The sequence below is a fragment of the Leptolyngbya sp. UWPOB_LEPTO1 genome (assembly GCF_017302695.1).
GTDB classification, from domain to species: domain Bacteria; phylum Cyanobacteriota; class Cyanobacteriia; order Leptolyngbyales; family Leptolyngbyaceae; genus Leptolyngbya; species Leptolyngbya boryana.
The window spans coordinates 236,863-263,337 of the sequence record NZ_JAFLCJ010000005.1 but is presented as its reverse complement, the minus strand read 5'-3'; the positions used below and the strand labels follow the sequence as shown (position 1 = coordinate 263,337).

At 47.9% G+C, this 26,475-nt stretch carries 26 protein-coding genes; 17 read left to right on the top strand and 9 right to left on the bottom strand.

Annotation, left to right across the window (positions count from 1 at the left end):
• The first annotated feature begins 20 nt into the window (after positions 1 to 20).
• Positions 21 to 563, top strand: coding sequence for a pilus assembly FimT family protein (locus J0L70_RS10580; RefSeq protein WP_287454445.1), 543 nt, complete (start codon positions 21 to 23; stop codon positions 561 to 563).
• Between the two features lie 8 nt (positions 564 to 571).
• On the opposite strand, the gene glgB is transcribed toward J0L70_RS10580, so the two are convergent.
• A complete protein-coding gene (gene glgB, locus J0L70_RS10575) occupies positions 572 to 2,860 on the bottom strand; it encodes a 1,4-alpha-glucan branching enzyme (protein WP_287454444.1) in 2,289 nt (762 codons plus the stop codon).
• Positions 2,861 to 3,109: 249 nt separating this feature from the next.
• On the bottom strand, positions 3,110 to 3,457 hold the full coding sequence (locus J0L70_RS10570; protein ID WP_071596143.1) for a 30S ribosomal protein PSRP-3: 348 nt from the start codon (positions 3,455 to 3,457) through the stop codon (positions 3,110 to 3,112).
• A 55-nt stretch (positions 3,458 to 3,512) separates the two neighbouring features.
• Here J0L70_RS10570 and J0L70_RS10565 point away from each other — a divergent pair, with 55 nt between their 5' ends.
• Positions 3,513 to 4,292 carry a TIGR01548 family HAD-type hydrolase gene (locus J0L70_RS10565; protein WP_268183435.1) on the top strand — a complete coding sequence of 260 codons (780 nt, stop codon included), beginning with the start codon at positions 3,513 to 3,515 and terminating at the stop codon, positions 4,290 to 4,292.
• A gap of 110 nt (positions 4,293 to 4,402) precedes the next feature.
• Here the strand turns inward: J0L70_RS10565 and J0L70_RS10560 are convergent, their stop codons facing one another.
• Entirely contained in the window at positions 4,403 to 5,551 is a 1,149-nt protein-coding gene (locus J0L70_RS10560; RefSeq protein WP_287454443.1) for a protein kinase family protein, read from the bottom strand.
• A gap of 235 nt (positions 5,552 to 5,786) precedes the next feature.
• Between J0L70_RS10560 and J0L70_RS10555 the strand changes: the two genes are divergently transcribed.
• Together J0L70_RS10555 and J0L70_RS31975 are read left to right on the top strand one after the other, a co-directional pair.
• Positions 5,787 to 7,643: a hypothetical protein gene (locus tag J0L70_RS10555; RefSeq protein ID WP_287454441.1), complete on the top strand. Its 1,857-nt coding sequence runs from the start codon at positions 5,787 to 5,789 to the stop codon at positions 7,641 to 7,643.
• Positions 7,644 to 7,827: 184 nt separating this feature from the next.
• On the top strand, positions 7,828 to 8,292 hold the full coding sequence (locus J0L70_RS31975) for an HNH endonuclease signature motif containing protein (RefSeq protein ID WP_353736630.1): 465 nt from the start codon (positions 7,828 to 7,830) through the stop codon (positions 8,290 to 8,292).
• 146 nt (positions 8,293 to 8,438) lie between these two features.
• On the opposite strand, the gene J0L70_RS10550 is transcribed toward J0L70_RS31975, so the two are convergent.
• Together J0L70_RS10550 and J0L70_RS10545 are read right to left on the bottom strand one after the other, a co-directional pair.
• Positions 8,439 to 9,500 (bottom strand): tocopherol cyclase family protein, encoded by a 1,062-nt coding sequence (locus J0L70_RS10550; RefSeq protein WP_287454439.1) that lies wholly within the window; start codon positions 9,498 to 9,500, stop codon positions 8,439 to 8,441.
• On the bottom strand, positions 9,484 to 9,783 hold the full coding sequence (locus J0L70_RS10545; protein ID WP_017286423.1) for a DUF6464 family protein: 300 nt from the start codon (positions 9,781 to 9,783) through the stop codon (positions 9,484 to 9,486). Before J0L70_RS10545 ends, J0L70_RS10550 begins: the two co-directional genes overlap by 17 nt.
• 142 nt (positions 9,784 to 9,925) lie before the next feature.
• Here J0L70_RS10545 and J0L70_RS10540 point away from each other — a divergent pair, with 142 nt between their 5' ends.
• Entirely contained in the window at positions 9,926 to 10,897 is a 972-nt protein-coding gene (locus J0L70_RS10540; RefSeq protein ID WP_287454437.1) for a sodium-dependent bicarbonate transport family permease, read from the top strand.
• A 4-nt stretch (positions 10,898 to 10,901) separates the two neighbouring features.
• Positions 10,902 to 11,210 carry a P-II family nitrogen regulator gene (locus J0L70_RS10535; protein WP_017286421.1) on the top strand — a complete coding sequence of 103 codons (309 nt, stop codon included), beginning with the start codon at positions 10,902 to 10,904 and terminating at the stop codon, positions 11,208 to 11,210.
• Here J0L70_RS10535 and J0L70_RS10530 read toward each other — a convergent pair.
• Complete coding sequence (locus J0L70_RS10530) at positions 11,201 to 12,277, bottom strand: GspE/PulE/PilB domain-containing protein (protein WP_287454435.1); 1,077 nt, start codon at positions 12,275 to 12,277, stop codon at positions 11,201 to 11,203. The two genes, J0L70_RS10535 and J0L70_RS10530, sit on opposite strands and share 10 nt — an antisense overlap.
• A gap of 12 nt (positions 12,278 to 12,289) precedes the next feature.
• On the opposite strand from J0L70_RS10530, the gene menH reads away from it, so the two are divergent.
• On the top strand, positions 12,290 to 13,144 hold the full coding sequence (menH, locus tag J0L70_RS10525) for a 2-succinyl-6-hydroxy-2,4-cyclohexadiene-1-carboxylate synthase (RefSeq protein ID WP_287454433.1): 855 nt from the start codon (positions 12,290 to 12,292) through the stop codon (positions 13,142 to 13,144).
• Positions 13,145 to 13,211: 67 nt separating this feature from the next.
• Here the strand turns inward: menH and J0L70_RS10520 are convergent, their stop codons facing one another.
• The gene (locus J0L70_RS10520) at positions 13,212 to 13,433 is read right to left on the bottom strand and encodes a hypothetical protein (RefSeq protein ID WP_017286418.1); all 222 of its coding nucleotides are present in this window, start codon (positions 13,431 to 13,433) and stop codon (positions 13,212 to 13,214) included.
• 187 nt (positions 13,434 to 13,620) lie between these two features.
• On the opposite strand from J0L70_RS10520, the gene J0L70_RS10515 reads away from it, so the two are divergent.
• From J0L70_RS10515 to J0L70_RS10475, 9 genes are all read left to right on the top strand, one after another.
• Complete coding sequence (locus tag J0L70_RS10515; protein WP_017286417.1) at positions 13,621 to 14,397, top strand: DUF554 domain-containing protein; 777 nt, start codon at positions 13,621 to 13,623, stop codon at positions 14,395 to 14,397.
• A gap of 249 nt (positions 14,398 to 14,646) precedes the next feature.
• On the top strand, positions 14,647 to 15,180 hold the full coding sequence (locus J0L70_RS10510) for a sigma-70 RNA polymerase sigma factor region 4 domain-containing protein (protein WP_144056144.1): 534 nt from the start codon (positions 14,647 to 14,649) through the stop codon (positions 15,178 to 15,180).
• Positions 15,181 to 15,274: 94 nt separating this feature from the next.
• Complete coding sequence (aptA, locus tag J0L70_RS10505; RefSeq protein ID WP_287454430.1) at positions 15,275 to 16,594, top strand: omega-aminotransferase AptA; 1,320 nt, start codon at positions 15,275 to 15,277, stop codon at positions 16,592 to 16,594.
• 58 nt (positions 16,595 to 16,652) lie between these two features.
• Complete coding sequence (locus J0L70_RS10500; protein WP_287454429.1) at positions 16,653 to 17,156, top strand: methylated-DNA--[protein]-cysteine S-methyltransferase; 504 nt, start codon at positions 16,653 to 16,655, stop codon at positions 17,154 to 17,156.
• A 181-nt stretch (positions 17,157 to 17,337) separates the two neighbouring features.
• Entirely contained in the window at positions 17,338 to 17,943 is a 606-nt protein-coding gene (locus tag J0L70_RS10495; RefSeq protein WP_017286413.1) for a DUF3038 domain-containing protein, read from the top strand.
• 39 nt (positions 17,944 to 17,982) lie between these two features.
• Positions 17,983 to 19,365 carry a DUF4335 domain-containing protein gene (locus J0L70_RS10490; RefSeq protein WP_287454427.1) on the top strand — a complete coding sequence of 461 codons (1,383 nt, stop codon included), beginning with the start codon at positions 17,983 to 17,985 and terminating at the stop codon, positions 19,363 to 19,365.
• Between the two features lie 79 nt (positions 19,366 to 19,444).
• A complete protein-coding gene (gene gltX / locus J0L70_RS10485; RefSeq protein WP_287454425.1) occupies positions 19,445 to 20,890 on the top strand; it encodes a glutamate--tRNA ligase in 1,446 nt (481 codons plus the stop codon).
• 288 nt (positions 20,891 to 21,178) lie between these two features.
• Positions 21,179 to 23,065, top strand: a complete 1,887-nt coding sequence (ftsH2, locus tag J0L70_RS10480) for an ATP-dependent zinc metalloprotease FtsH2 (RefSeq protein WP_017286410.1) — start codon at positions 21,179 to 21,181, stop codon at positions 23,063 to 23,065.
• 132 nt (positions 23,066 to 23,197) lie between these two features.
• Positions 23,198 to 23,713 carry a DUF1993 domain-containing protein gene (locus J0L70_RS10475; protein WP_287454423.1) on the top strand — a complete coding sequence of 172 codons (516 nt, stop codon included), beginning with the start codon at positions 23,198 to 23,200 and terminating at the stop codon, positions 23,711 to 23,713.
• A gap of 208 nt (positions 23,714 to 23,921) precedes the next feature.
• Here the strand turns inward: J0L70_RS10475 and J0L70_RS10470 are convergent, their stop codons facing one another.
• Both J0L70_RS10470 and holA read right to left on the bottom strand, forming a co-directional pair.
• On the bottom strand, positions 23,922 to 24,434 hold the full coding sequence (locus J0L70_RS10470) for a DUF4168 domain-containing protein (protein WP_144056143.1): 513 nt from the start codon (positions 24,432 to 24,434) through the stop codon (positions 23,922 to 23,924).
• Between the two features lie 94 nt (positions 24,435 to 24,528).
• Complete coding sequence (holA, locus tag J0L70_RS10465; protein WP_017286407.1) at positions 24,529 to 25,518, bottom strand: DNA polymerase III subunit delta; 990 nt, start codon at positions 25,516 to 25,518, stop codon at positions 24,529 to 24,531.
• Positions 25,519 to 25,660: 142 nt separating this feature from the next.
• On the opposite strand from holA, the gene J0L70_RS10460 reads away from it, so the two are divergent.
• Complete coding sequence (locus tag J0L70_RS10460) at positions 25,661 to 26,446, top strand: AKAP7-like phosphoesterase domain-containing protein (protein ID WP_287454421.1); 786 nt, start codon at positions 25,661 to 25,663, stop codon at positions 26,444 to 26,446.
• Positions 26,447 to 26,475: the final 29 nt, after the last annotated feature.

The following is a 26,475-nucleotide window of genomic DNA, read 5'->3' as shown; positions in this document are numbered from 1 at the left end:
TTAAGAATTAAGTTGCTTTCATGAAGAGTAGAAATCAGATTTCTAGGCGTGGGTTTACACTGATTGAAGCAGGTGTCGCCCTAGCAATTTCTGGCATTCTGGCTGTAATTGGAGTACCAGCTTTTCTGGCATGGCTGAGCAATCAACAGTTAACCTCAGCACAAAGTCAGGTAGAAAGCATTTTTCGGCAAGCACAGAGTACAGCCAAACAGAAGCATATTGATTACCAAATAAGTTTTAAGCGGCAAGACTATCCGGTTGAATGGGCGATACATCCGGCGAATTCCAGTCCTATGGCACAAACTTGGCAGACTCTTAATCATGGTGTCAAGCTCTCGCTTGCGGATGCAGACACCACATTGATCAAAGATGGCAATGTCTACAAGATGGTCTTCAATCATCGTGGTGAGTTGTCAGCAGCGAATGGGCGACTCGGTGGACGTGTAACACTGTTGCCTATATCTGGTGGATCACGCAAACGCTGCGTATTTGTTTCTAACTTACTTGGGACGACTCGGTTAGGAGAGAATCGTCCCAATCGGCAAGGAAACCCTTGTGAATGAGCTGTTTATCAGGAGCTTAGGGTTCGTGATTTTTGGCGATCGAGTTTAAGAATCAGGGTAGATAGGGGTGGAAGACAGAGATCGATTGAATAAGGGTGATTATGATAAGCCCATTCGTCTGACCATTTACCGCCTAGATTCCCCATATTGCTTCCGCCAAAATCACGAGCGTCAGTATTTAAGAGTTCAGTGTAGAATCCCGCTTCAGGCACACCGACTCGATAGTGACTGTGAGGTTGAGGAGTAAAGTTGCAAACCGCGACGATGAAATCGCCTGAATCTTTATCTCGGCGAATGAAAGATATTACACTGTGACGGTTGTCACTACAGTCGATCCACTCGAAGCCTGCTTCAGAAAAGTCTTGGGCATAGAGAGAGGGTTCAGATCGGTAGAGAGAGTTGAGAACAGTAAAAAATTGCTTGAGTTTGCGATGGGGTTCGTATTGAAGGAGATGCCAGTCTAGATCACCCCAAACATTCCACTCGTTCCATTGAGCAAATTCCATGCTCATGAATAGCGTCTTTTTACCAGGGTGGGCAAACATATAACCATAGAGGCAGCGAAGATTGGCAAATTTTTGCCATTCGTCTCCAGGCATTTTGCCGATCATATTACTTTTGCCATGAACGACTTCATCATGGGAAAGCGCCAGCATGAAGTTTTCGCTGTGGTGATACCAAATACTGAACGTTAGATTGTTTTGATGAAATTGGCGGAACCAGGGATCCATGTGGAAGTAGTCCAACATGTCATGCATCCAGCCCATATTCCATTTGAGATTGAATCCTAGACCGCCGACGTAGGTTGGCCAGGAAACCATCGGCCAAGACGTAGATTCTTCAGCGATCGATAATGCACCCGGGAAGTAGCTGAAGAGAAGATGATTCATCTGACGCAGGAAATCCGCGGCTTCGATATTCTCGCGTCCACCGTATTGGTTTGCAACCCATTCTCCGTCTTTGCGGCAGTAGTCGAGGTAGAGCATTGAGGCAACAGCATCAACTCGCACTCCGTCAATATGATATTTGTCGAACCAGAAGAGTGCATTGGCAACCAGATAGTTGCGAACTTCGTTACGACCGTAATTGAAGACGAGAGTGCCCCATTCTTTATGTTCACCTTTGCGGGGGTCGGCATGCTCGTAGAGGTGAGTTCCATCAAAGAAGGCAAGTCCATGTCCGTCTTTGGGAAAGTGACCGGGAACCCAATCAACGATGACACCGATGCCGTTGAGATGGCATTGATCAACAAAATACATGAAATCTTGGGGGGTTCCGAAGCGGGAAGTGCAGGCATAGTGTCCGACGACCTGGTAACCCCACGAGCCGTCGAAGGGATGTTCGGCTATGGGTAGGAGTTCGATGTGGGTAAAGCCAAGTTCCTTGACGTAAGGAATAAGTTTGTCTGCGAGTTCGCGATAGGTCAGGAACCGTGCCCCAGGCTTGAGGTCGGTGACGATGACAGGGGGAGAGGATTCGCCATTCGGTAAAAGAGCAGGTTCGGCAGAGGAGGCATGGAGCCAAGAGCCGAGATGCACTTCGTAGACGGAGACTGGGTTGGTTAAAGGGTCAGTATGGCGACGTTTTTCGAGCCAGTCTTCGTCGTGCCAGGTGTAGTCATCGAGATCAGTCACGATCGAGGCAGTTTTGGGACGGACTTCTTGTTGGAAACCGTGAGGATCGGATTTTTCGTAGATGTGACCGTTTTGGTTTTTGATCTCGTACTTGTAGTGAGCGCCAACAGTCAGTTCGGGAATGAAGAGTTCCCATACTCCGGTCGAGCCACGCCGCATTTGATGTTGTCGTCCGTCCCAGTTGTTGAAGTCGCCGAGAACAGAGACGTTGCGGGCGTTAGGTGCCCAGACGGCAAAGTAGACTCCAGCGATCCCATTTTGGGTCGTCAGGTGTGCGCCGAGTTTTTCGTAGATGCGGTGGTGATTGCCTTCGGTGAAGAGGTGAAGGTCGAATTCAGTCAAGAAAGGAGAGCGGAAGGCGTAGGGATCGTAGATGACGCGATCGCGATCGCCGGATTTGAGGCGAAGTTGGTAGTTGGCGAGTTCGGGCACATCGATCGTACATTCAAAAAAATGCGGATGATGCAGCGATTGCATCGGGTATTCGGTGCGAGATTCAGGCAGGATGACTGAAACAGAATCTGCATTCGGCTGATAGGCTCTCACGACCCAGACGGTTTTACCATCTTGCTCAATCGCATGAGGACCAAGCACCTCGAAGGGGTCGTGATGCTGGTTCCATACAATCCGCTCTACCTGGTCTGGGGCGATCGTCATTGACATGAAGCTACCTGCCTTAAATTAAAATTGTGTATAACCGTGAGAAATCAGCGCTGTGAAACTCTATATGTAAAGGTTCTGTAATAAACGGTAGCAAATCATTGTAAAACTCACAATTCTTTTGTCACAAGCTTCTTCTGAATCATAGACAGAATTGTTGCATTTGCGGCGATTTCTAAAAATAACTCCTAACTTGCGAAATTGAAGTTAGGAGTTATTTTCTTACAAAGCTAGGTTTAGAGATAGCTCAGCTCAGGCGCTACCCGTGAAGGTGACTTCTGGGAATTTCGATTGGGCTTCCGCCATGGGGCGGTTTTTGCCTTCTTCTTGCCAGTAGTTGATCACTTCAGTTGCTTTATTCAGCAATTCAACGCGATCGACTTCTGAGATCCAGTGCTTTTTCTCTAATTCAGTCTTGAGTTGTTCCCATGCGTCGTTCCGGGGCCAGAAGAAATAAGAGGTGAGCGGGCTTGTGCCTTTTCCAACCACTTGATCGACTGCCAGCGCAACGTTTTCGTCGAGCCACAGAACTTTTAGAATAAACTTTGTCAAATCCGACCTCCAGCGCAGTCCCAAGCGTAAATTACTACGATCAGCTATTCTACCGTACTGTTTTGATAGATGATAAGAAATCTCTTGAGAAGAATTCTGGGGGATGAAAACTGTGGTGGCTGTGGTATTCGATATTGATGGGGTTGTGCGAGATGTCAGCGGGTCGTATCGGCGAGCATTGGCAGATACGGTGGAGCATTTTACCGATGGGGCATTTCGTCCATCGTCACAGGAGATTGATGCGCTGAAGGGCGAGGGGGTCTGGAATAATGATTGGGAAGCGTCACAAGAGTTAATTTTTCGGCATTTTGAGGCGCAAGGACAGGCGCGCGAGCAAGTGACATTAGCGTATTCGACGATCGTGCAATTTTTTCAGTCTCGGTATCGAGGTACAGATCCGGTGAACTGGAATGGATACATTTGCGGGGAGCCTTTGTTGCTAGAAGCCGCTTATTTGGAGTCGCTGACGAAGGCAGGGATCGCTTGGGGGTTTTTTAGTGGGGCAACCCAGGGATCGGCTCGGTATGTGCTTGAGCAGCGATTGGAGTTGGTAGAGCCTGTGTTGATTGCGATGGAGGATGCACCCGGCAAGCCAGATCCGACGGGGTTGTTTTTGACCCTAGAACGATTGGATTGTGGTGAGTGCCCGGTGATTTATGTCGGGGATACGGTGGCGGATATGTACACGATCTCGCAGGCGAGGGAAAGAGATCATGCGCGATCGTGGTTTGCCGTGGGCGTTTTGCCGCCACATGTGCAGGAGACGGAGACACGAAAGAATGATTATCGCGAGACATTGAGGCAGGCAGGAGCGCACATCGTTTTGGATAACGTTCAGGATTTGAAACCGGAAGTTGTAGGGGAGTTAGTTGGTGAAGTGTGAACGCACTCTGACAATGTGCAGTCCACTCGCTGATGCAGAACAGCTAGGCAGTCTTATGCCGCTCTTTGAACAATTTCAGGGGCGGCGAGAGAAGAAATAGCCATCGAGAATTAGCGGGTGGTTCCAACCTGATTGAACGTTGGAGCTTTGAAAGGTTCGCCTCTCATCCAGAGAACACCAATGTTGAGAATGAGGGCAGAGAAGACGATCGCGAATGCCACCTTAAAATAAGTCGGGGGGGCATCGGATTCTTCTATATCTTCTTCGAGTTCGGGAACCGAATTTCTTTCTGTTAATGGATCTGCCTCGAATGGAGTGGGAGAAGCTTCAACGTCAACAGGAATTGAAAGCAGCCAACTGCGTGCTGCTTTTGCACCAGAGAAAGTGGAAGATTCTGAGCCAATCAGTTGTTGAATGAATTGCTTTAAGGGGTCGTGGGGGATGTCTTGCCAACGCGGATCGTTTAGCGGATTCCAAGCTTCTGGGAGATCAAGTTCTCCGAGCAACAGTTGAGCCGCAATTTTACCCAGATCTTGCAAATCCTTTTGTTTTTTGATTTTGAAGGCGGGTTGGCTTTGAGGTTGAGTCGTATGCCAAATTGCCGCTTCCCACAGTTGTAAATCCTGTAGATACACTTGAAATTGCGCAATTTGAGTATTCTGAATCGCGGGATCAATCGCAATCAGAATGCTATCTAAGTTTAAATTGCCGTGAGCGATGCCTTTCTGTACCTCATCACTGTCTTCTAGATAAAGAGCCAGACTATGTAGAAACCAGAGGCTTTGTAAAACTTGAGAGAGGAAATGGCGAACGACTTTCGGCGGGAGATAGTCTTGTGTTTCTAGATAACTTCGCAGCGATCGCGGTCGATATTGGGGCGATTTCAGAACTAAATAGCAACGATGATCTTTTGAAGACGCAATACTTTCTTGAGGAACCAATAGTCGAAAGTCTTGAACGCCCCCACTGTGAAAGTCGATCGCTTCTAGCTGTTCAAGTTGTAATTCGATTTGCTGAATGTCGGAAATCGTCCACCAGAAGGAGTAGTACTCTTTGATAATGACTGGAGTTTGTGTCTGTAAATCTTTACCTGCATAAGTTCGCACGCCAGGACGAGTTTGAAGTTGATGCTGAATAGCATATTGTCCTTCTCTACCACTCAGCATCTTTCCCTCAAGCGAGGTGGAACCATTCTCGATCTGCTCGGTTTGAGATTGGACGGGAGCGGATCGAGAATGGTTGAGGTTATCGTTGCTCATAACAAGTGGGATCTATATGACGAAACTGCTTGGAGACGGGTCATCGGAATTCAGGTGCGGAATGTCAATCCCTAGCATGGTTCCTGATGGTATGGCTATTTATTGTAAACAGAATTAGCGATCGTATTTCCGGGTGTTATGCCATGTTCTTGAGACAGATTCACTTGATTTTGGTAGGAATAGAGTTAAACCGCATTGCTTCTGATTCGACGTTGAGCATGGAGGAAATCACGTGATGAAAAGACAACCTTCTCAGCGCCATCGTCTGCTAAAGCAAGCTTTGAGTTTCACGATCGCGCCTGAAACAACTTCTGAAGCACCCTATCAACTTCAACCGGGAAAATCTGTCGTTTTTAAGATTCAAGTCACGAATCAATCTGCGAGTGCAGATCTAATTTTCTTAAAATGTTCGGAACTTCCGACAAATTGGTTCACGATCGAGTATCTAAGCCAAGCGACTGAGGATGCCCCTGGAATTATTCAACTGACTGAGAAGCTGGCGCTGAATCCTCAAGCCAATGGAGAGATTCACTTCACATTGCATCCACCCGCTGATGCAGCCATTGGAAATTACTTTCCGACCTTACAACTCATCTCAATGGGTGCGCCGGATCTGGTCATGTTGGATGTGATTTATATTCAGTTGTTACCGGATACGCATCTCGATATTCGGTTGACTCCTGAAAGTCGAACCATTCCGAACCAATCTGCCATCTTCGATTTTATGGTTCGGAATCGAGGCAATGTGACTCGAACTTTGAGACTTGAAGTAAAAGATTCACGCAACCTATTTCGAGTTGAAACGGATTTAGTAGACAACGTTTTGAAACTTGCACCAAGTCAGGAGAAGACGATCACATTAAAAGCTTTTCCTCATCATTCATGGCAGCGTCCACTCCGAGGAAAGCCAGTGCGATCGCTTGTTGGAGTGACTTTAATTCCAGTGGATGGGTTAGCCGATGCAGGTTCTCGCTATTTGACTCAATCCAAGCTAGTTTGGCTCCCGCAACCAAAATGGGTGCTCGCTCTCTTGACATTGATGGGAGCAGGAACTGCTCTGTTTGCCTTAGGTGTGTTGTATCGATTTAATCGTCCCACGATCGCAGCACCAGAAATCTTGAGTTTCAATGCGACCGGGCAAAGTGATACCGTGCGATTAAATTGGAAGTTGAACAATCCTGAAAGGCTTGGTAGAGTTGTCATTTCCCAGTTAAATGAAGGGGCAGAAGTTCAGACGGTTCGCTATGATTTCTCAACTTCGATTCCGCAAGAGTTGAAAGTCAAAGCTGACTCGAAGCAGGGATGTCGCACTGCTGCTGCGAAAAATAATTCTTCTGCATTGTGGCAGTTGCCATTGCCCAATTTGCCGTGGTTTGCGTCTCTCCAGCAAGTTCCTACTCCAACGACGATTACTTGTCAGAATATCCCCTTTGTCTCAAATCAGGCGGGAACTTTGAGATATAAGCTGAAGCTGTTCTCAAAATCAGCAGCCGATGCTCAAGTGCCGATCGCAGAATATACAACCAATGCGATCGCAATTAAGCCAGGAAGTAATGAGCCTCAGTTTGAACCGAGCTTTCCCTCTGCACAGCCTGCACAAATTTCGCTGGCATTTTCGATCAATGGCGTACCTGCCACCAGTCAACCTACACATAGTTTTTCAGTGCGAGAAGGAGAATCAGCACAGATTGTTGTGTCTTGGGCAGTTCAAGGTAGCACCGATGTCCAGCTTTTGCCTGGTTTGGGAAATGTTGAGCCGAATGGTTCTACCTCCTATACGCTACGTGCAGGAGAAAGTAAAACTGTGACCTTGACTGCTCAAAACGCAGCTGGAGAGAGAGTTACCCAGTCAGCGGTGATGAGCGCGATCGGGGTTGGTTCTAGCGATCGTTCTCTCTTCCGTTCTGGCTCTCCGTTTCAGCCTCAACGGGTTCCGAAAGCAAGTCCTAATTCTGGAGATCCTGCTCCGCCAGAATCAGAAAACACTCAATCCAGCCCAGATCCAAACAATACTGCACCTGAACAAAGCAGCCCAACTCCATCTACATCTGACGCTCCAACACCTGATGCTTCTCCAACTGCAAGCCCTTGAATGCAATGGAACTAAAATGTAACGGGACTGGCGGGATTCGAACCCTCGACCTAGCGCTTCAGATTTGTGTGAGTTTCCCCACTCTCTGGACTATACCTTCACCTTAAGCAAAAATGCTCTTAGGTGGTGATCGTCTAGTCTCTACACCTTCCTAACTTTCGATTAGGCTTGGCTCGGTATTCCCATGAATTGCAAACATTGCGATCGCATAACTACCAATCCAGCATTTTGTAGTCTTTCGTGTGCTGCTTCCTTCAACAATCGGAAATTTCCGAAGAAGAAAACCGCAAAGGCAAAAAGCTGCAAACATTGTAGGATTCAGATTTTCGGTAGAAGAACTACCTGCGATGACTGTAACCCTTCATATGTAGATTGGACGCGCTTAACTCTCAGCGAACTGAAAGCAAGAGCGAAGTACCAGCATTCCGCTAGGGTTCGTCAAGTCGCTAGACATATTTACCGCCAGTCTAATAGACCAAAATGCTGTGTTGTCTGTAAATATGACAAACACTACGAAGTTTGCCACATTAAACCTATTCAGGAATTTTCAGACCTCACACCTATTGCTATCATCAATGACCTCAACAATCTAGTGGCTCTCTGCCCTAACCATCACTGGGAGTTTGACCACGGTTTGCTTACCCTTTAGGGTTCACCGACTTTGACCACATTCACGCGCAGAGTTTCCTCTACGGTGCCCGATGTTTCAGGAGGCGCTCGCTCTATCCAGCTGAGCTACAGCCCCGGATAAGTCGAGATTATAGCAAGATAATTTTGAGATGCACATGAAATCTTTTAGAAAACTTGACCGCATCCCGAAGCCCAAGTCTCATCCCACGGTGAGCCGCCCGTTTCAAGTCCGGCGAGAGAACTGGTTGCTTCTAGAATTAAGCGATCGCTTTTATCCCATAGCGAGATCGTCACTTGTCCTCGCATCGTATCGCGACAAACAAACTGCATTCCATCGATCGTCGGTGCGCGGAGTGGAGTTCCAGGTAGATCAGTTGTCGCAATAACCGTCACACGATAATCCCGAGTGCGCGCATCCATCCGCCAATAGCCCCAAGGACGAATCACCCAATTGACCTCGGCATTCCAGGGCGCAAATTCGTAAAATTGACCTCGGTAGTGAATGCCGACCATTGCAACCGACTCCATCCACCACAGCACGCCGCGCCGCCCACCACCCGCTGTGAGTGCTAAATCTGGTTCGTTATCAAAAGCATTGCAGTTTAGCCAAAACCATTTACTTGGAAATGCGCCACCCCAATTCTTCTCTCCATATGCTGGAGCATTGACAAATTTATAGTCTTTCCCATTCCAATTGATCCATCCGGTGGCATACCCATGCGCCATGAGAATCTGCCAGCCCGGTTCAAAAATCTGAAGTGAAGAGAGCCAGCTAGCGGTCGATTGACGATCGCCCCAACCGTAAATCGGCGAAATTGAATACTGCCATTCCGCAAACTTGCCATCTGGTGATTTCAGCCGACCTTGATGCCAGGTATTCGTCGCCTGATAGCCTTCGGAAATCGTGCGATCGAACTGATCTGGAGCTAGCAATCCGGTGGGCTGTCTCGCATGTCCAAGCGCCAGACAATCTTTTGCTGCCCAGAAATCATGCGGATTCGAGAAAGTGCGCCATAGATGTTCGTCATCAATGCCTAAAATTTGCGCCATGCCGCCGCTAGTTGGTTGCCCCCCTTGCGGATCTTCGATCGAATACATAAAGGCAAACGTTTGCCCAATTTCAGGCAGCGTTACACGGTAGTACCAGCCCTCAAAAAAGCGGCGGGAACTGCCATCCCAGTGATAACCACTGTGAGGCGTGGGAAGCGGGCTAGAGTTTCGATTCATACAATCGGCATGTTTCACAAGGACCTGTGGGATTGACCGCGCAGCGAATATACGGCGATCGCGCATTATAAATGCAGGTAAAATCGCCAATCAGCGCGCCCACACCTTCAACATAATGATAATCAGGCGGAAGTCGTAGCAGAGATTGAAGCTGCTGTCGTTCGGCTGCTGCCATTGCGGCTTGGAGACGTTCTTGAGCTTGAAGTTCCAGTCGATGCCGGAGCAGAAACGTCAGAATCGTCGGAAGAAGCGCGATCGCGAGAATCAAGAGGACTGAAAGCATAAGTCTATTCTGAGGGATCAATCTAGAGACGGCTAGCGCTTTTCATAAAATCTTTGATGACGATCGCTGAAATTTTGGCAGAGTCTATGTCGGAACAAGTGGACGCGGTATTCTATACGGGCAACCCCAATCGAAAAATTGAATGGATTTTAGCCTGATCATTTCCAATTTTCTCAACCCGCCTGTTTTGTTCTTTTTTCTAGGAATGCTGGCAGTGTTGGTGAAATCTGACCTCGACATTCCAGCACCGATTCCAAAGTTATTTTCGCTTTATTTGCTGTTGTCAATCGGGTTTAAAGGCGGTGTCGAGCTAGCGAGAAGCGGAATTACACAGCCAATTGTGATCACATTGGCAGCCGCGATCTCCATGTCAATTCTGGTTCCGATCTATACGTTTTTTATTTTAAGAACTCGTTTAGATCCTTACAATGCAGCCGCGATCGCAGCCACTTACGGTTCGATTAGCGCCGTTACTTTTATTACGGCTGGCTCATTTTTGGATCAATTGCAGATTCCATATGATGGCTATATGGTTGCAGCGTTAGCATTAATGGAGTCGCCAGCAATCATTATTGGATTAATCTTAGTGAATGTGTTTACCGATCGCAGCGGGGATTCGGAATCGATTCAATGGTCGGAAGTCCTACAAGAAGCATTCTTGAATGGCTCAGTTTTTCTGTTAATTGGCAGTGTTGCGATCGGATTTATCACGGGCGAACAGGGCTGGCACACGTTGAAGCCTTTTACTCAAGATATGTTTTACGGAGTGCTGACGTTTTTCCTGTTGGATATGGGATTGGTCGCCGCAAAGCGAATCCAGGATTTACAGAAGTCGGGCTTCTTTCTGGTTTCGTTTGGCGTGTTGATTCCTTTGTTGAATGCCACGATCGGGCTTTTCTTAGCAAAAGCGATCGCGCTTTCTGCGGGTGATGCACTTTTATTTGCCGTTCTTTGTGCCAGTGCATCTTATATTGCAGTTCCCGCAGCGATGCGACTCACGGTTCCTGAAGCGAATCCTAGCTTTTACATTTCTGCTGCGCTTGCAATCACATTTCCATTTAATATTTTGCTCGGCATTCCCCTGTACGAATACGGAATTACATTACTTTGGTAAACCTATGCACGCTGTCAAACGGATTGAGATTCTTTCAGATTCGATCGAGCTTCCTAAAATCCTCAAAAGCCTGAAACAGTCAGAAATTCATCGCTACACTGTGATCCGAAATGTTGAAAGTAGTGGGGTTTCTGGCACAAATGAAACTGATGCCACTCTAATTGATATGGCCTATATCATTGCATTTTGTACGCCGGAACAGGTGAAAGGCGCGATCGAAAAAATCCGACCCATCTTGAATCGATTCGGCGGATCTTGCTATGTTTCTGATGCGATGGAAGTGCGATCGCTCAACTGTACTGCTCATCTATGACCATTTTGAGTACGGAGTTGACTGAGGTGCTGCTCTACGATTTGCAACGCTTGATCGAGTGCAGGCACAACATCGGACTGAGATTGATCGGTTATGAATGAACTTGCCGCTTGAGCATTGAGCAACTCATCCATTTTCTCGTAGAGTTTTTGAGCGATCGTGTGAGCGTCGCGGTTAAAGTTCGTGACCTGTTGGCGTTGATGGAATTTCAAAGCGGCTCCACGTAATACTTGTAGGGTTGCTTGCTCTCCCATTTCAGTTGGCATCAGCCGCAGTCGTAGCAAAACGCGATCGCGCTGATAGAGCCGTTCAATTTCCACTTCTCGAACTTGAGTCACCAATTTCGGGGGAAGGTGGGTTAATTCTTTCAATTCGTCTAATAAAGCTTGGAATTTGGGAAGAGGAACACCCTCGATCGAAGCCTGTAAAATTCCATTTTGGCTCCAAAGAATGCGCCCATGTCTTGCTTGTCGCTCAAAGTACAGCCGTCCAATACCTTCACACAACACTCGTCCAAGTAATTCTTGTAACAGCCGTGCGGGCGGAAGCTGGCTAAGCAGCGCGATCGGTTCTTCTGAATATCGAGTACTGACGGCTAAATCAGGCAATGGATTCGAGGAAAGATTAGAAATAGGAACTTGGCTCGGTTCCGGCTCGGTTTCAAATTCAGCCGGATCTTCTTCAAGCACTAGCGTTTCTTTCTCGTGAAGATTTGGCTTTTCGAGTTCTAGCACTGGAGTGGGGAGCGGTTCTTGAGCGTGAGAACTTGGCTTTTCGGGTTCCGGAGCCTTGGTGAATCGTTCAGTCTTGGGATGAGTTTGATTGTAGTTTAAGTAAGCCGTGAGCGTTTTATGATGCGCCTCTGACGAAATGCTTTGAGGGACAAGCGAGTAATTTTGGTAGCCGATCATGCGTCGAGCGTATTCTAGGGCAGCCACATCATCTAACATCACCATCCCCAAATGAAGTTTGCCCTCCTCGATCGAGAGGGGCAAAATCTGGTGAAAGAGGCACGCTTCAAAGGGCAAAACGCGATCGACAAGCTGAAAAACCTGGTCTGTATTCATGGATGTGTCAACATGAGGGGATCAACTGCTGGTAAGCGATCCTGCTTCGAGCTAGGTTTTAATATTGTTCCCCAGAAGTTTACAGAAATGCTGCTGAATTTCACGTCTGCGTCAAGCCAACCTGCTGTCTTGTTTTTACATGGGTTTCTTGGGAACCATACAGAGTTTCATTCCGTAAGTTCGCGGCTGGAGCAGTTTAACTGCATGGCGATCGATCTCCCCGGTCATGGCAAAACTCAAGAAACGTGGGAGTATAGTCTGCCGAACACTGCTGAAGCGATCGTTGAGCTTTTAACACAGGCACAAATTGATCAAGCCAATTTGGTCGGATACTCAATGGGCGGACGCTTAGCGCTCTATTTGGCGTTGACTTATCCTGATCGATTTCCGAAGGTTGTGATCGAATCAGGTTCACCAGGGCTGAAAACAGCCAGAGAGCGATCGCAGAGAATCCAGCACGATCACGAATTAGCCAATCGATTAGAAGCAGATTTCCAGCAGTTCTTAAGAGATTGGTACAACATGCCGCTGTTTCGATCATTTGCTGCGCATCCGAACTTCGAGCAAATCGTACAAGAGAGAGCAAAGAATAATCCGCTTGAACTTGCGCGATCGCTCAGAGAAATGGGAACGGGAATGCAGCCGAGTTTATGGAAGACATTAGAATCGCATCGGCAGCCGATTTTGTTGATTGTGGGAGAATGCGATCGTAAATTCATCGAAATCAATCAAGAAATGGCGGCGCTCTGTCCAACCGCAGAACTGGTGATCGTTTCAGATTGCGGTCATAACGTCCATTTTGAAAAGCCAGAAGAATTTGTCGATCGGCTTCAACACTTTCTACTCGATTCGCAATCCACCCTCTAGTGTCCAAAATAAAAGCGGCTTCATCGCTGAAACCGCCCATGACCACACAGTAAACTTTTCTGACGCACTAACTCCAAATCTCCTCAAGCGCATTCAAATCTGTTTCGGAGAGCAGAATCATTGTCTCGTAGCCGATTCTACCCATCTCAGGCTCCTCGCCCAATTCCATCTCAACCAAATACGACCAGTTTCCTGCTTCTGCTCGATACTCTTTCACCTTTCCTTCACCACCAATAAACCGCACGGATTGATCGGGGCTAAATTTTGGGACTGACTTCACGGCGATCATGTTCTTCACCTCTATACAACCTTGCAACCTTGCTTCCTTCTTCAACCGTTTCCGATGCGATTGCTGAAAGAATATCTAAAGCTTTAATAAAGATGTCTCTCCCGTATGGGTAAACGTTATCATTCGATAGCTCTTTCCTGGGAGCGAGAGCAATATCATCTTTACGGTTAGGATAACGCTACGACGAATGCTAACAACCCTGATCTGGCTCATTCATCCTGCAACACTTGGCGTATTCGTAAAAACAAGCGGCACTTGGATCAATGTTGCAACCGTGCTCATTGGAAGTGGACTCGGCATTGTGCTAAAAGGCAATCTGCCCACCCGAATGCAGCGCATCATTACTCAAGCGCTCGGATTGCTGACTTTGTTTCTCGGTGTAACGATGGCAGGAAGTTTGCTCAAGGTCAAGCTTGGCATTTTCGATGGCGTGATTATTGGGTTAATTGCGATCGTCATCGGCGGGTTACTCGGTGAATGGTGGCGCATTGATGCTCGACTTCGTGCGATCGGGGATGCGTTGAAACATCGCTTTCAAGGAGGCGGAAGTTTTACAGAAGGATTTGTGGCGGCAAGTTTACTGTTTTGCGTTGGCCCGATGGCGATGATTGGGAGTTTGAACAATGGCTTGTCAGGAGACAACACCCTCCTTTCGATCAAATCTGCAATGGATGGCTTAGCCTCGATCGCATTGAGCAGCAGCTATGGCATTGGAGTCGCGTTCTCGATCTTGCCGATCGTGGTTTATCAAGGCGGACTCTCGATCGCCGCTAGTTTTTTAGCGCAATCCCTATCTGAGCCAGCGACAAATCCATCCGTTTTACTCACCTCTGGAGTCGGCGGATTAATCGTGATGGGACTTGGCTTAAACCTTTTAGAGGTCGCAGAATTAAGCATTGCTGCATTTCTGCCAGGACTGCTGCTTGCGCCATTACTTTGTGCAATCATCGAGTGGTTGGCGTAACCGAAATCGATAATATATCCGTACATATAAACGATGCATGACTGCAGATTGATCAAGGTTTTTTAAGATTTGCTACCAAATTCAAAAATGTCTCTATAATTGACGACGATAGTGATAACAGGATTGTTACTACTTCAAACCGACCCGGAAGAGCATCAGATCGATCAGCACTTCGATCACGATCGAATGCTTGAAAAATTTTATCTGAACTCTAAACTTGTGTCCCATTTACGAATTAGGAAGAACACAATGGTTGCAACGAAAAGAAGATCGCCGACCTCAACACTTGTATCTAAAGATTCGATCAGCGGAGCTTCCAGTGCGCTCAAGGATCTGCCTGAAAAGCCCAAAGAAATTTGGTCACTGAGAGAAGCCATTAGCCTGCTGAAAGATCAAATCATTTTGGCACTCGATCGTGGGTATACCTATACCGAGGTTTCGCAGATGCTTTCCTCGAAAGGTGTTGAGATTAGCCCTTCTACGTTGAAGTACTATCTCTCTTCTGCTCGTAAAGAAGATGGAAGTAGCACCAAAGGTCGTCGTCGTAGAACATTGTCCATGACAGCCGAAACTTTGCAAAACGGATCGGATGCTTTAGACAGCGAAGCAGGAGCTTCTGAAGAGAAGCCCAAGCGCGAAAAAGCTGCCCCAAAAGCAACCAAATCGGCTCCTAAAACGCCTGCGAAGCAACCTGCTAAAGCTGCAACTAAACCCGCAGCAAAAGCAAAAACTACGTCCACAAAAACGACGAAGACGACCACTCGCAAAAAATCAGCCAGTTAACGGATCGTTGTCGTTCAGCTTCCGCGATCGACATTCAGCAAGAACCTGTCTTATCGCTGAATGTCGATCGTTCATTCCCTAAAAGAATTTAGCCATGTTAGATATCTCTCTACCAGAGAGCCTTGATGCTTTCTGGATGCCTTTTACTGCAAATCGACAGTTCAAAGCTAAGCCTCGTCTGATGGCATCTGCCAAAGATATGCACTACATCACAGTCGATGGGCGGCAGGTTTTAGACGGGACTGCGGGGCTATGGTGTGTGAATGCAGGACATTGCCGCGATCGCATTGTCGATGCCATTCATCAGCAAGCCGCAACTTTAGATTTTTCGCCCACGTTTCAGATGGGACATCCTGGTCCATTTGCCTTAGCCGATCGCTTAGCCAAAATGCTTCCCGGCGATTTGGATCATGTGTTTTTTGCAAATTCTGGCTCAGAGGCAGTCGATACTGCGCTGAAGATTGCGCTGGCGTATCATCGGGTGCGGGGTGAAGCGAGCCGAACTCGGTTAATTGGACGAGAGCGAGGCTATCACGGGGTCGGATTTGGGGGCGTTTCCGTGGGAGGAATTGCTCCAAATCGTAAGTTCTTTGGCAGTTTACTTCCAGGCGTTGATCATCTTCCGCATACGCATAATTTAGAACAGAATGCCTTTAGTAAAGGACAGCCGACTTGGGGGGCACATTTAGCTGATGAGCTAGAGCGGATTGTGACCTTGCATGATCCATCCACGATCGCGGCTGTGATTGTTGAGCCTGTTGCTGGATCGACTGGTGTGCTGATTCCGCCTGTCGGGTATTTAGAGAAACTGCGATCGATCTGCGACAAGTACGGCATTCTCTTGATCTTTGATGAGGTGATCACAGGCTTTGGGCGCTTGGGCAAAGCGTTTGCGGTTGATTACTTTGGAGTCATGCCAGATTTGGTTTGTGTCGCAAAAGGCATTACAAATGCTGCGGTTCCGATGGGGGCTGTGTTTGCACGATCGTATATTTATGATGCGTTTATGCATGGGCAGGAAAGTGCGATCGAGCTATTTCATGGATATACCTATTCAGGACATCCCTTAGCCTGTGCAGCAGCAATGGCGACGCTGGATATTTATGAAGAGGAGCAGTTATTCGATCGGGCTGCCAGTCTTGCTTCATATTGGGAAGAAGCCATGCATTCGCTCAAAGATGTGCCGTATGTGATTGATGTGCGGAATTTAGGATTAGTTGCAGGGATTGAACTAGAATCCATTCCGGGACAACTTGGAGTTCGAGCTTACAATGCGCTGGTCAATTGTTTTGAGCAAGGCTTGCTGATTAGAACAACCGGAGACATTATTGCGCTGTCCCCGCCCTTGATTCTGGAAAAACATCATATCGATGAGATGGTGGAACGATTGAGCCACGTATTACGATCGATGTAATGTCCGAGAAGTCGGAGCGTTCTAAACTCCGACTTCTGAGATTGTGGAGTCGATTGCAATGATTTACTACCAATGGTTCACGAGTCCTTTAGGTCAAGTGCTGCTGACTTCAAATGGTCAATCGCTGACTGGGTTGCATCTGCACGGACAAAAATATTTCCCTAATCGAACTGAAGACTGGCAAGAATCAACGCTCGATCTGTTTGTGCAAGTTCAAGAACAACTGACAGAATACTTTGCACATCAGCGCCAGCAGTTTGATCTGCCACTTGAGCCTCAAGGAACCCCATTTCAAAAACAAGTTTGGCAATTGCTCACAGAGATTCCCTTTGGTCAGACTATCTCTTATGGCACATTAGCCAAACAAACTGGCAATCCTACTGCATCTCGCGCGGTCGGTGCAGCGAACGGTCGAAATCCGATCGCGATCGTCGTTCCCTGCCACCGAGTCATCGCAGCCAATGGAGCTTTAACAGGGTATGCAGGAGGAGTCGATCGTAAACAATGGCTCCTTTGGCATGAACAAGCAGAAGTGGGAAATTTATTGGGAAGCGTTGTTTGATTAAAGACCCCCCACTCCCCACAATCTCTACCTCCCGATAGAAGTTCCCCCTGCGCTACCCTCCGTAGCCTAATCTGTGATTGAATTTAGGCGGGGAAACAAAACGAATTTTGATCGAGTCGCATGTTTCAAGACTTGAAACCGCCTCCACACTGTCAAAGTTCTCCCATACGCTGAATATATGACATCGATCGTGCAGCCAACCGCCTCCTCTCCCTCAAATTGGGAAGACCTCAACCTCTCAGCCCAGCCAAGCCCCGATCAGTTGGACAACATCAAAGCCCAACTTGATCTCATTTTGCTGGCACTCGAAGCGATCGCGAATCTCTCCTCGGAAGCCATGCTGCAAGCTGCAACCGATTTGAAGCTCGAATCGATGATCAGCGATCGTGTCTCACTTTGGCGGTTGAGGCAATCGAGTCCTTTACGTAAAGGACAAGGCGGACGCAAAAAGCTCGATGTCGATGAAGCTCGCGCTTTAACTCTAATCATCTGTCATCTGGCAAAACAGCACAGTGAGCTGATTCGGCGCGCTGTTGCACTTCTCGAACAATTGACCGAACAGAATCGCGAACCCCATCAAGCTGCCCTTCTAGGCAACTATCTAGATGCATTTCACAATACCTATCAAGAGCGAATGGAAGAAGGCGAAAAAGCTTCGACTGATTCACTCACCAATCTGGCGTTAAAATTGCTGATTGACCTGCTGTTTTATGGCAATCCGCAAGGTGTACGCCGCCTGTGGTTAACCCTGCTCGATCGCTCATTGCCCACGGTTCCAAATTAACCTGTCCCGACCTGACCTGACGCGCTCAACTTTGAACTCATGTCCTCACCCAACTCTGTGATTCGACGTTACACACCGCCCACCTGCACTTTAGAAATCGCTGCGAAAGATTCGCCGCTTTCGCGTTGGATGGGTCAATCTGTTCTCAAACATCTGCGCTTCAAACTCAGCTTTGACGATCCACGAGTCAGTGAAGAACAGTGGACAACCATTAGAGGCGATCGCAATCAGCTCGAAGCCCTTTGTAATGCGGTCAGCCACTACGTCCAAAATTTTCTCAGCCAGTCCAGCCGATTTGGAAATCGTGACTCTGCGACAGCGACAGAACCTAACACCGCTGTCATGCCTGAAACTGAGCAAAATTCGGCTGGAATTCACCTGCAACCGAGAGGATTGATCTCGCACGAATTACATTTAGGCACGCTTGCCAACGAATCAACCGGATCAACGTTGCAATTGAGTGCGGTTCAACTCGCAGATCTTGCCTCTGCACTCGATGAATATTCTGCTGATGTCACTGCACTTCCCAATCTTGAAAAACCGAGTTGGGTACAGGTCGCTCCTGCATGGGGCACGATCGCAGCAGGTTTCATTGTCGCCATTGGCGTAATGGCAGCCTTTAGACCTCTATTTGACTCATCTCCTGCACCCCAAACCGCCCAATCTCCGAGCAGCAACGATCAGCGCCTTCCAGTACAACCCCTTCCAAGCACTCCTGCACCCAATACGATTGGAGCGCTCCCCACTTCCCCAGTGCCCTTGCCTTCTGGTTCTCCTGGAACCCAAACCGCTCCTAATCTAAATCCTGGTAGTCTCCCAGCACAGCCTGGTCAGCCGCCCCAACTGAGAATTGCTCAAGAACCCGCTGTTGAAGCTCCTCCTCAACAGCAAATCCAAATTCAAACGCCTCCGCTACAAGATGTTCCAGTGGCTTCGATTCCTGACCAAACTAAGCCATCGCCCGCCCAAGGAAATACTACTGGCAACCAAGCTGCTCGATCGAGAGATCCTAACGAAGCACCAACCCCTCCTGAAAATGCGGGTGATGCCGCGATCGCAAGCGCTGCACGTGAAGCATCTCCATCTGCTGAGAGCGCGCCACAACCTTCCTCTCTGTCTCGTGCTGCTGCTCCTCCTGCCGCTGTGCAGATTCCTCAAACGAAGGAAGCAGAGCAGAGACTACAAAAGGCTTGGCAACCGCCAGCCGATCTTAAGAGCAATTTTGAATTTGTGATTTTTGTGGATGAGAACGGAAATATTACAGACAGACAGCCATTAGACGATACTGCAAGAAAGTTTGCGAATGTCGCTGGAATTCCGAAAATTGGAGAGAATCTAGTTTCTCCGCTCAAGGGAAGAGGTTCAGCCACTTTCCGAGTGTTGTACAAACCGGATGGAACCGTTCAAGCCTTCTTGCAGTAATCGTTGAATCGCCTAGACGTTGGAGTTGCTGCACTCCGTTAGAATGGAGAATGCACAAAAAACTCTGGGCGATTTACTCATGACCGTTCGCGTTCGTATTGCACCCAGTCCTACTGGCAATCTCCACATCGGAACGGCTAGAACTGCGGTATTTAATTGGCTATTTGCCCGCCATCATGGCGGCAAGTTTATCCTACGGATTGAAGACACTGATTTAGAGCGATCGAAACCTGAATTCACGCAAAATATTTTCGAGGGTTTAACCTGGCTCGGTTTGACGTGGGACGAAGAACCCGTTTATCAAACGGCTCGGATGGATCTCTATCGCGAGAAGATTCAGCAGTTGCTCGATCGAGGATTAGCGTATCGCGCTTATGATACGCCGGAAGAACTCGACGCAATGCGAGAAGCTCAAAAAGCGAGAAATGAAGCACCGCGCTATGACAATCGCCATCGCAACCTCACCCCCGAACAGGAAGCAGCGTTTCTAGCAGAAGGGCGTAAACCTGTAATTCGATTCAAAATCGAAGACGATCGAGAAATTTCCTGGACAGATCTCGTGCGCGGCACGGTGACTTGGAAAGGTCGCGATCTAGGCGGTGACATGGTGATTGCCCGTGCAGCAGAAGGTCAAGAAGTCGGACAACCCCTCTATAACTTTGTAGTGGTGGTTGACGATATTGATATGAACATCAGCCATGTGATTCGAGGCGAAGATCATATCGGAAATACTCCAAAGCAAATTCTGCTGTATGAAGCTTTAGGCGCAACTCTGCCTGAATTTGGACATACCCCGCTGATTCTCAACCAAGCAGGCGCGAAACTTTCCAAGCGGGACGGCGTGACCTCAATTTCTGACTTTAAAGAGATGGGATACACCGCAGAAGCGATCGCGAATTATATGACCCTGCTCGGCTGGTCGCCCCCTGAACCGATGACTGAAATTTTCACCCTGGCTGAAGCGGCCGAGCAATTTAGCTTCGATCGCGTCAACAAAGCCGGTGCAAAATTCGATTGGGACAAACTCAACTGGATTAATGGGCAATACATTCATGCCATGCCAGTTTCTGAGGCAACAAATTTATTAATTCCGGTTTGGAAATCAGCAGGATATGAATTTGATGCAGAGCGCGATCGCGCTTGGCTCGAACAGATTACCGCGCTCGTTGCACCCAGTCTTGCTCGATTAAACGAAGCAGCCGACATGACCCGCTACTTATTCCAATCGTTGGACTACACCGACGATGCCAAGGCGCAAATGCAACAAGACGGTGCTAAAACTGCTATCCAAGCCATTTTGGATGCCATGCCCGCTGACCTCACCGAAGCAGCAACTCAAGATGTCATCAAACAAGTAGTCAAAGAGCAGAACTTGAAAAAAGGCATCGTAATGAAATCTCTCAGAGCCGCTCTAACTGGAGCATTACAAGGCCCTGACCTCGTTCAATCCTGGCTGCTACTCAATCAGAAAGGACTCGATCGATCTCGCTTTGAGCAAGCGTTATCGATCGCGAATGCTGGATAGGGGAATGGGGGAATAGGGGAATGGGGGAATAAAGAGAAAATTGCTTCTTGCCCCCACTCCCCATCTCCCCACTCTCCCATCTCCCACCTTCATTGCCTGAATCTCACAATTTCTGTTAAATTTAGTTAAGATTCTTCTCATTAATCACTTGATAGAGAATCCGTCATAGTACTTGGGACGCAACTGAGCCTCATTCTCAAGCTAAATCCCAAGCTGTATGGAAAATCCCATACTTGAAGCACGATCGATAAAATTACCGTTGTAGCCATATCACGAGGTTGCCAATTTATGAAATCTTCTTGGAGAACCATCCTGCTATGGGCGATTCCCGCGCTAGTCGTTGGGTTCTTCCTGTGGCAAGGATCAATCGCTCCAGCCGCACCCAACACTGGGAAAAATACTGCTAGTACACGCATGACCTACGGGCGATTCCTAGAGTATTTGGATGCCAATCGAATTACTAGCGTTGACTTATATGATGGCGGTCGTACCGCGATCGTCGAAGCCGTCGATCCAGACTTGGACAATCGGCTACAACGGTTACGGGTCGATCTTCCAGGCGACACTCCCCAACTCATCACACGCTTACGTTCCTCGAACATTAACCTAGATTCGCACCCAGTTCGCAACGATGGGGCAGTCTGGGGTTTACTCGGTAACTTGGTCTTCCCGATTCTCTTATTAGGTGGATTGTTCTTCTTGTTCCGTCGCTCTGGTAATGTTCCGGGCGGTCCTGGACAAGCGATGAACTTCGGCAAGTCTCGCGCTCGGTTCCAAATGGAAGCCAAAACAGGTGTCTTGTTTGATGATGTCGCGGGCATCGAAGAAGCCAAAGAGGAACTTCAAGAAGTTGTCACTTTCTTGAAGAAGCCAGAACGCTTTACCGCAGTCGGCGCGAAAATCCCCAAAGGAGTCTTACTCGTCGGACCTCCTGGAACCGGGAAAACTTTATTAGCAAAAGCGATCGCGGGTGAAGCAGGTACACCTTTCTTCTCGATTTCGGGTTCTGAATTCGTCGAAATGTTCGTGGGTGTCGGGGCTTCCCGAGTTCGCGACCTGTTCAAAAAAGCAAAAGAAAACGCGCCCTGTATCATCTTCATTGATGAAATTGACGCAGTGGGCCGTCAACGTGGAGCAGGTATCGGTGGCGGTAACGACGAACGTGAGCAAACCTTGAACCAGCTTCTCACTGAAATGGACGGGTTTGAGGGCAACTCTGGCATCATCATCATTGCGGCAACAAACCGTCCTGATGTGTTGGATTCCGCCTTGTTACGTCCGGGTCGTTTTGATCGCCAAGTGACTGTCGATGTCCCTGATATCAAAGGTCGCTTAGAAGTCCTCAATGTTCACGCTCGCAACAAGAAGATTTCCGAAGAAGTCTCATTAGATGCGATCGCGCGTCGGACTCCTGGCTTCTCTGGGGCTGACTTAGCCAACTTGCTGAACGAAGCTGCGATTCTCACCGCACGTCGCCGCAAAGATGCGATTACGATGTCTGAGATTGATGATGCAGTTGACCGGGTTGTTGCAGGGATGGAAGGCACACCGCTAACCGACAGCAAGAGCAAACGGTTGATTGCGTATCACGAAGTTGGACATGCGATCGTCGGTACTTTGGTGAAAGAACACGACCCCGTTCAGAAAGTAACCTTAATTCCTCGTGGTCAGGCTCGTGGTCTAACTTGGTTTATGCCGAGTGAAGATCAAGGATTGATCTCACGTGCTCAAATCTTGGCGCGAATTAAAGGCGCATTGGGTGGACGCGCAGCAGAAGAAGTGATTTTCGGAGATGCTGAAGTGACGACAGGTGCAGGCGGTGACATTCAACAAGTCACAAGCATGGCACGTCAGATGGTCACTCGCTATGGCATGTCGGATTTAGGTCCTCTATCGCTAGAAAGTCAGCAAGGCGAGGTTTTCTTGGGTGGCGGTTGGATGACGCGATCGGAGTATTCCGAAGAAATCGCGGCTCGAATTGATGCTCAAGTCCGTTCCATTGTTGAACATTGCTTAGAAGACACTCGCAAGATCATTCGCGAAAATCGCGAGGTGATTGACCGATTGGTTGATCTGCTCGTAGACAAAGAAACGATCGATGGTGACGAATTCCGTCAAATCGTGGCTGAGTACACCGCAGTTCCTGACAAAGAGCGCTACGTGCCTCAACTGTAAGCTGAGACTCTGTTCATAAACTAATCGGGGTAGTTTTCACTACCCCGATTTTTTATATGAGATAAGCTTGTTAGGCTGAAATCCATCTGAGTTACAGCTAGGATTTACAGAACAAGTCTTAAAAATTACAACATGCAACGGCAAAATATAGATTTAATTCAAACCCTCTTTCAAAGCCGCTTAGCAACTCTTGAGCATCTCTTGAAGACAGCCCAAGCTCATTTTTGTGATGACGAGTCGTTTCTTCAAACGCGCATCGCGGCTGATATGTTTCCCTTCGGGACTCAGATTGCTTTCACCTGTAATCAGCCACGCAACTTTGCTCTCTGGTGTGATGGTAAGTCTGCGGATAATTTAGATCCAGATGTCACATCTCTTGCACAAGCATACGAACTTATCGCAAACACGAATGAACTTCTTTTGAGCATTAACGTTGAAGATATAAAGCTAGATGAGATGACACGCATTTATGACAAGAACCTATACATCGAGCTATCTGGTAGCGCCTATGTGAATGAATTTCTCATCCCAAACTTTTACTTCCATTTGGTCACAGCGTATGACATTCTTCGTATGGCTGGTGTACCCCTTGGTAAACGAGATTACATGATTCACCTCGTGCCATTCATCAAGCAGGCTGAAGCCTAATCAGTTAAATGCAGCAGACGATCAAGAGTCAGTGCTAGAGCCGAAATGGCTGCCGTCGCTGATTTAAGTCGATCGATCGACCTTCACAGGATTAGGCAAGCTAGAAGCTATGTGTCTCAACTGTGACTGTCTGCTGAAACTCTGTTCATAGACTAATCGGGGTAGTTTTCACCACCCCGATTTTTTAGCCTTAAAAATGCTTGTGAAACTACTTCGTGCCTTCACAGCTAATATCGCCAATTTTCAAGCGTCGAGCTTCTTGAGCCACTCGATCGCACATTGCACGACTGCCGACTTGACTTTGGAAAGAGTTGAATTCATCCAAACTCAATTGAGGATTTTGACTGGCAAGAATTTTATAAAAACTTTGACGAAACTCCTGACATAGCCCACGCACTTGATCACGGGCACCAGAATTCACTTGATTGATATTTTGACACACCCCTTTAGGCACGCTGCCACCTGTGACTTGTCGCAGTTGATTTTCAAGTTCAAGTCGGCGTTGTTCTAGCGCAACCGCAGACCGAACGTACCGGGTAAAGGCAGTTTCCTGTGCAAAAGCAGATTGATCAAACATTTTTGCTACTGGAGCGGAGAGATTCGGTGTCCAGCCTGCTAAAACAGCGATCGTCGAAAAGGCACCGATTGCAAGAGAGCGTTTGATCAGCATTTGAGAGAGAGAAGAGGGTTCACGATTCATCATCATAAGGCGGTGTGACATCCGGCAAAGTAGCACACAAGAGAGGTACAAATAATCTGAATTATTTTACTTGCAAGAAGTTCCGCGAACCAGAAAAGAAGTGAGAAATTTTCGATCACTTTCTGAATTGGAAAATTTGACAAAGTTCAATCACCTTTGTTTGCAGCGTGATCGTCTCATCGCTACCTCGTTTTAGGCTAAATTCTAACTCCAGCAAAATTGGGAGAACCTGTTGCAATTGTTGAAGTGACGCAGATTGAAGTTCTTGTTTGAGAAAATAAAGCTGTTTCGGGTTGCCTAGTTCTGCGGCTTTGGCAATTTCTCGATCGTCGCGTTCTCCTGATTCGAGCATGAGCTTGATCCACAATCTCAGCCGGAATTGCCCCACGAGAGTGCTGACAATTCGCAAAGCAGGCTCATTTTGGCGTAACAAGTCAGCCACCAGTTCTAATGCCTGAGCCGTTTTCCCTTGCCGAATTGCAGCGAGCAGTTGCAGAGAACTTTGCGTACTGGCGGTAATCAGAGGCGCGATCGCAGATTCATCTAAAGGTTTCTTAGAATCAGCGGCAAAGACTTTCAGTTTCTCTAATTCGCTGTAAAGCTGGCGCGTATCATTGCCGACTGCTTCAGTGATGTAATCGATCGCCTTTGACGTAAGTTTGAGGTCAAATTCCTGCGCCACTCGCTGCACTTGAGTCCGAATTAATTCAGTTTTCCAGGGCGGAATCAGTGAGAATTCTTGAATCGTGGCGTGAGTCTGTAGAAGTTTCGTGGATTTGAGCCGTCCGTCTGGTTTTGAGGAACTTGTCAGCAGCAGCGTTGTGGTATCTGGTAGAGCAGTCAATGTGCGATCGAGTTCAGATAGCATCTCTTCCGGGCATCGTTGCGCTAGCGTCGTCTCAGAGAGCCAGACAAGACGATTTCCAGTGCCGAAGGGGGGAGTCATCGCTTGATTAAGGGCTTGAACGACCGCATCGCTTTGCTCCGGGGAAAATTTATCAAAGTTAAAGCTTTCCCACATGGGGTCAAGTGTCTGTTGTTTCAGGGCTTTCACGGCTTGAGCGATCGCGAAACTATCTTCCCCCCAATAAAAGTAAATCCCCATACCGAATTTAGTCTCCCCTTAGTCCTAGAGTTAATCCCTGGCATTCCAAGTTCTTATTTCTCTCGCAGCGAGATGACACTTTACCGTTAGATTTAAGAATGGATTTCTAATTTATCGATTTACGGCGCGAGGCGATCGCACATTGGACGAGAATTATCAAACTTTCCTCAATCGGGTGATGCGGCTGACTTTACCAGAAACGTATAAGTCACAGGTGCAGCATATCCAAGAGTCTCCGAAGTTCCAGCTTGTGCCGGGACAGGCCTGGCAACCCACTGCTTTTCCAGGGTACACGGTGATTACGCCTCCAGGGTCGGAGGATGGCAAGAATCGCGGCATTTATGCGTCCCTGAAACAGTATCAGTCGCAAATTGTGGAGAAATTGGGCGCAGATATGTTTGTGCCGATTCCGACTGAGAGTTTTCATTTGACGATCGCGGATTTGATCTGGAATGAGGCGTATCTTCATGCAAAAGAAACGCCAGGTTTTGATGATCGGTTGCGCGATCGAGTGGCGAGCAGTTTTCGACAGTCGCAGTTGAGTTCCACGGGGGAATCGATCCGATTTCAAGTGGTGGGCTTGATGGTGATGGCTCGCGCGATCGCGGTCTGTTTGGCGACGACGGATAGTGCGGGATATGAGCGGATTTTGAAGTGCCGTCGGGCAATTTATCAGAATCCAGACCTCATTGAGATTGGGATTGAGCAGCAGTATTACTTTACGCCGCATATTACGTTGGGGTATTTTGGCAAGCTGCCAGAAAATCTCGATCGCGATCAGTTAAGTCAGACCTTTGATGAGTTGCATCAGGAATGGCTGGATCATTATCCAGAGAACGAGTTTTGGATTCATCAAGCTGAATTCCGCAAGTTTAATAACATGACGGAATATGTGAGAAATCCAGACTGGGCAACGTATCAGTTCTAAAATGCGTGTCGATCTTCTGGTTGCACAGG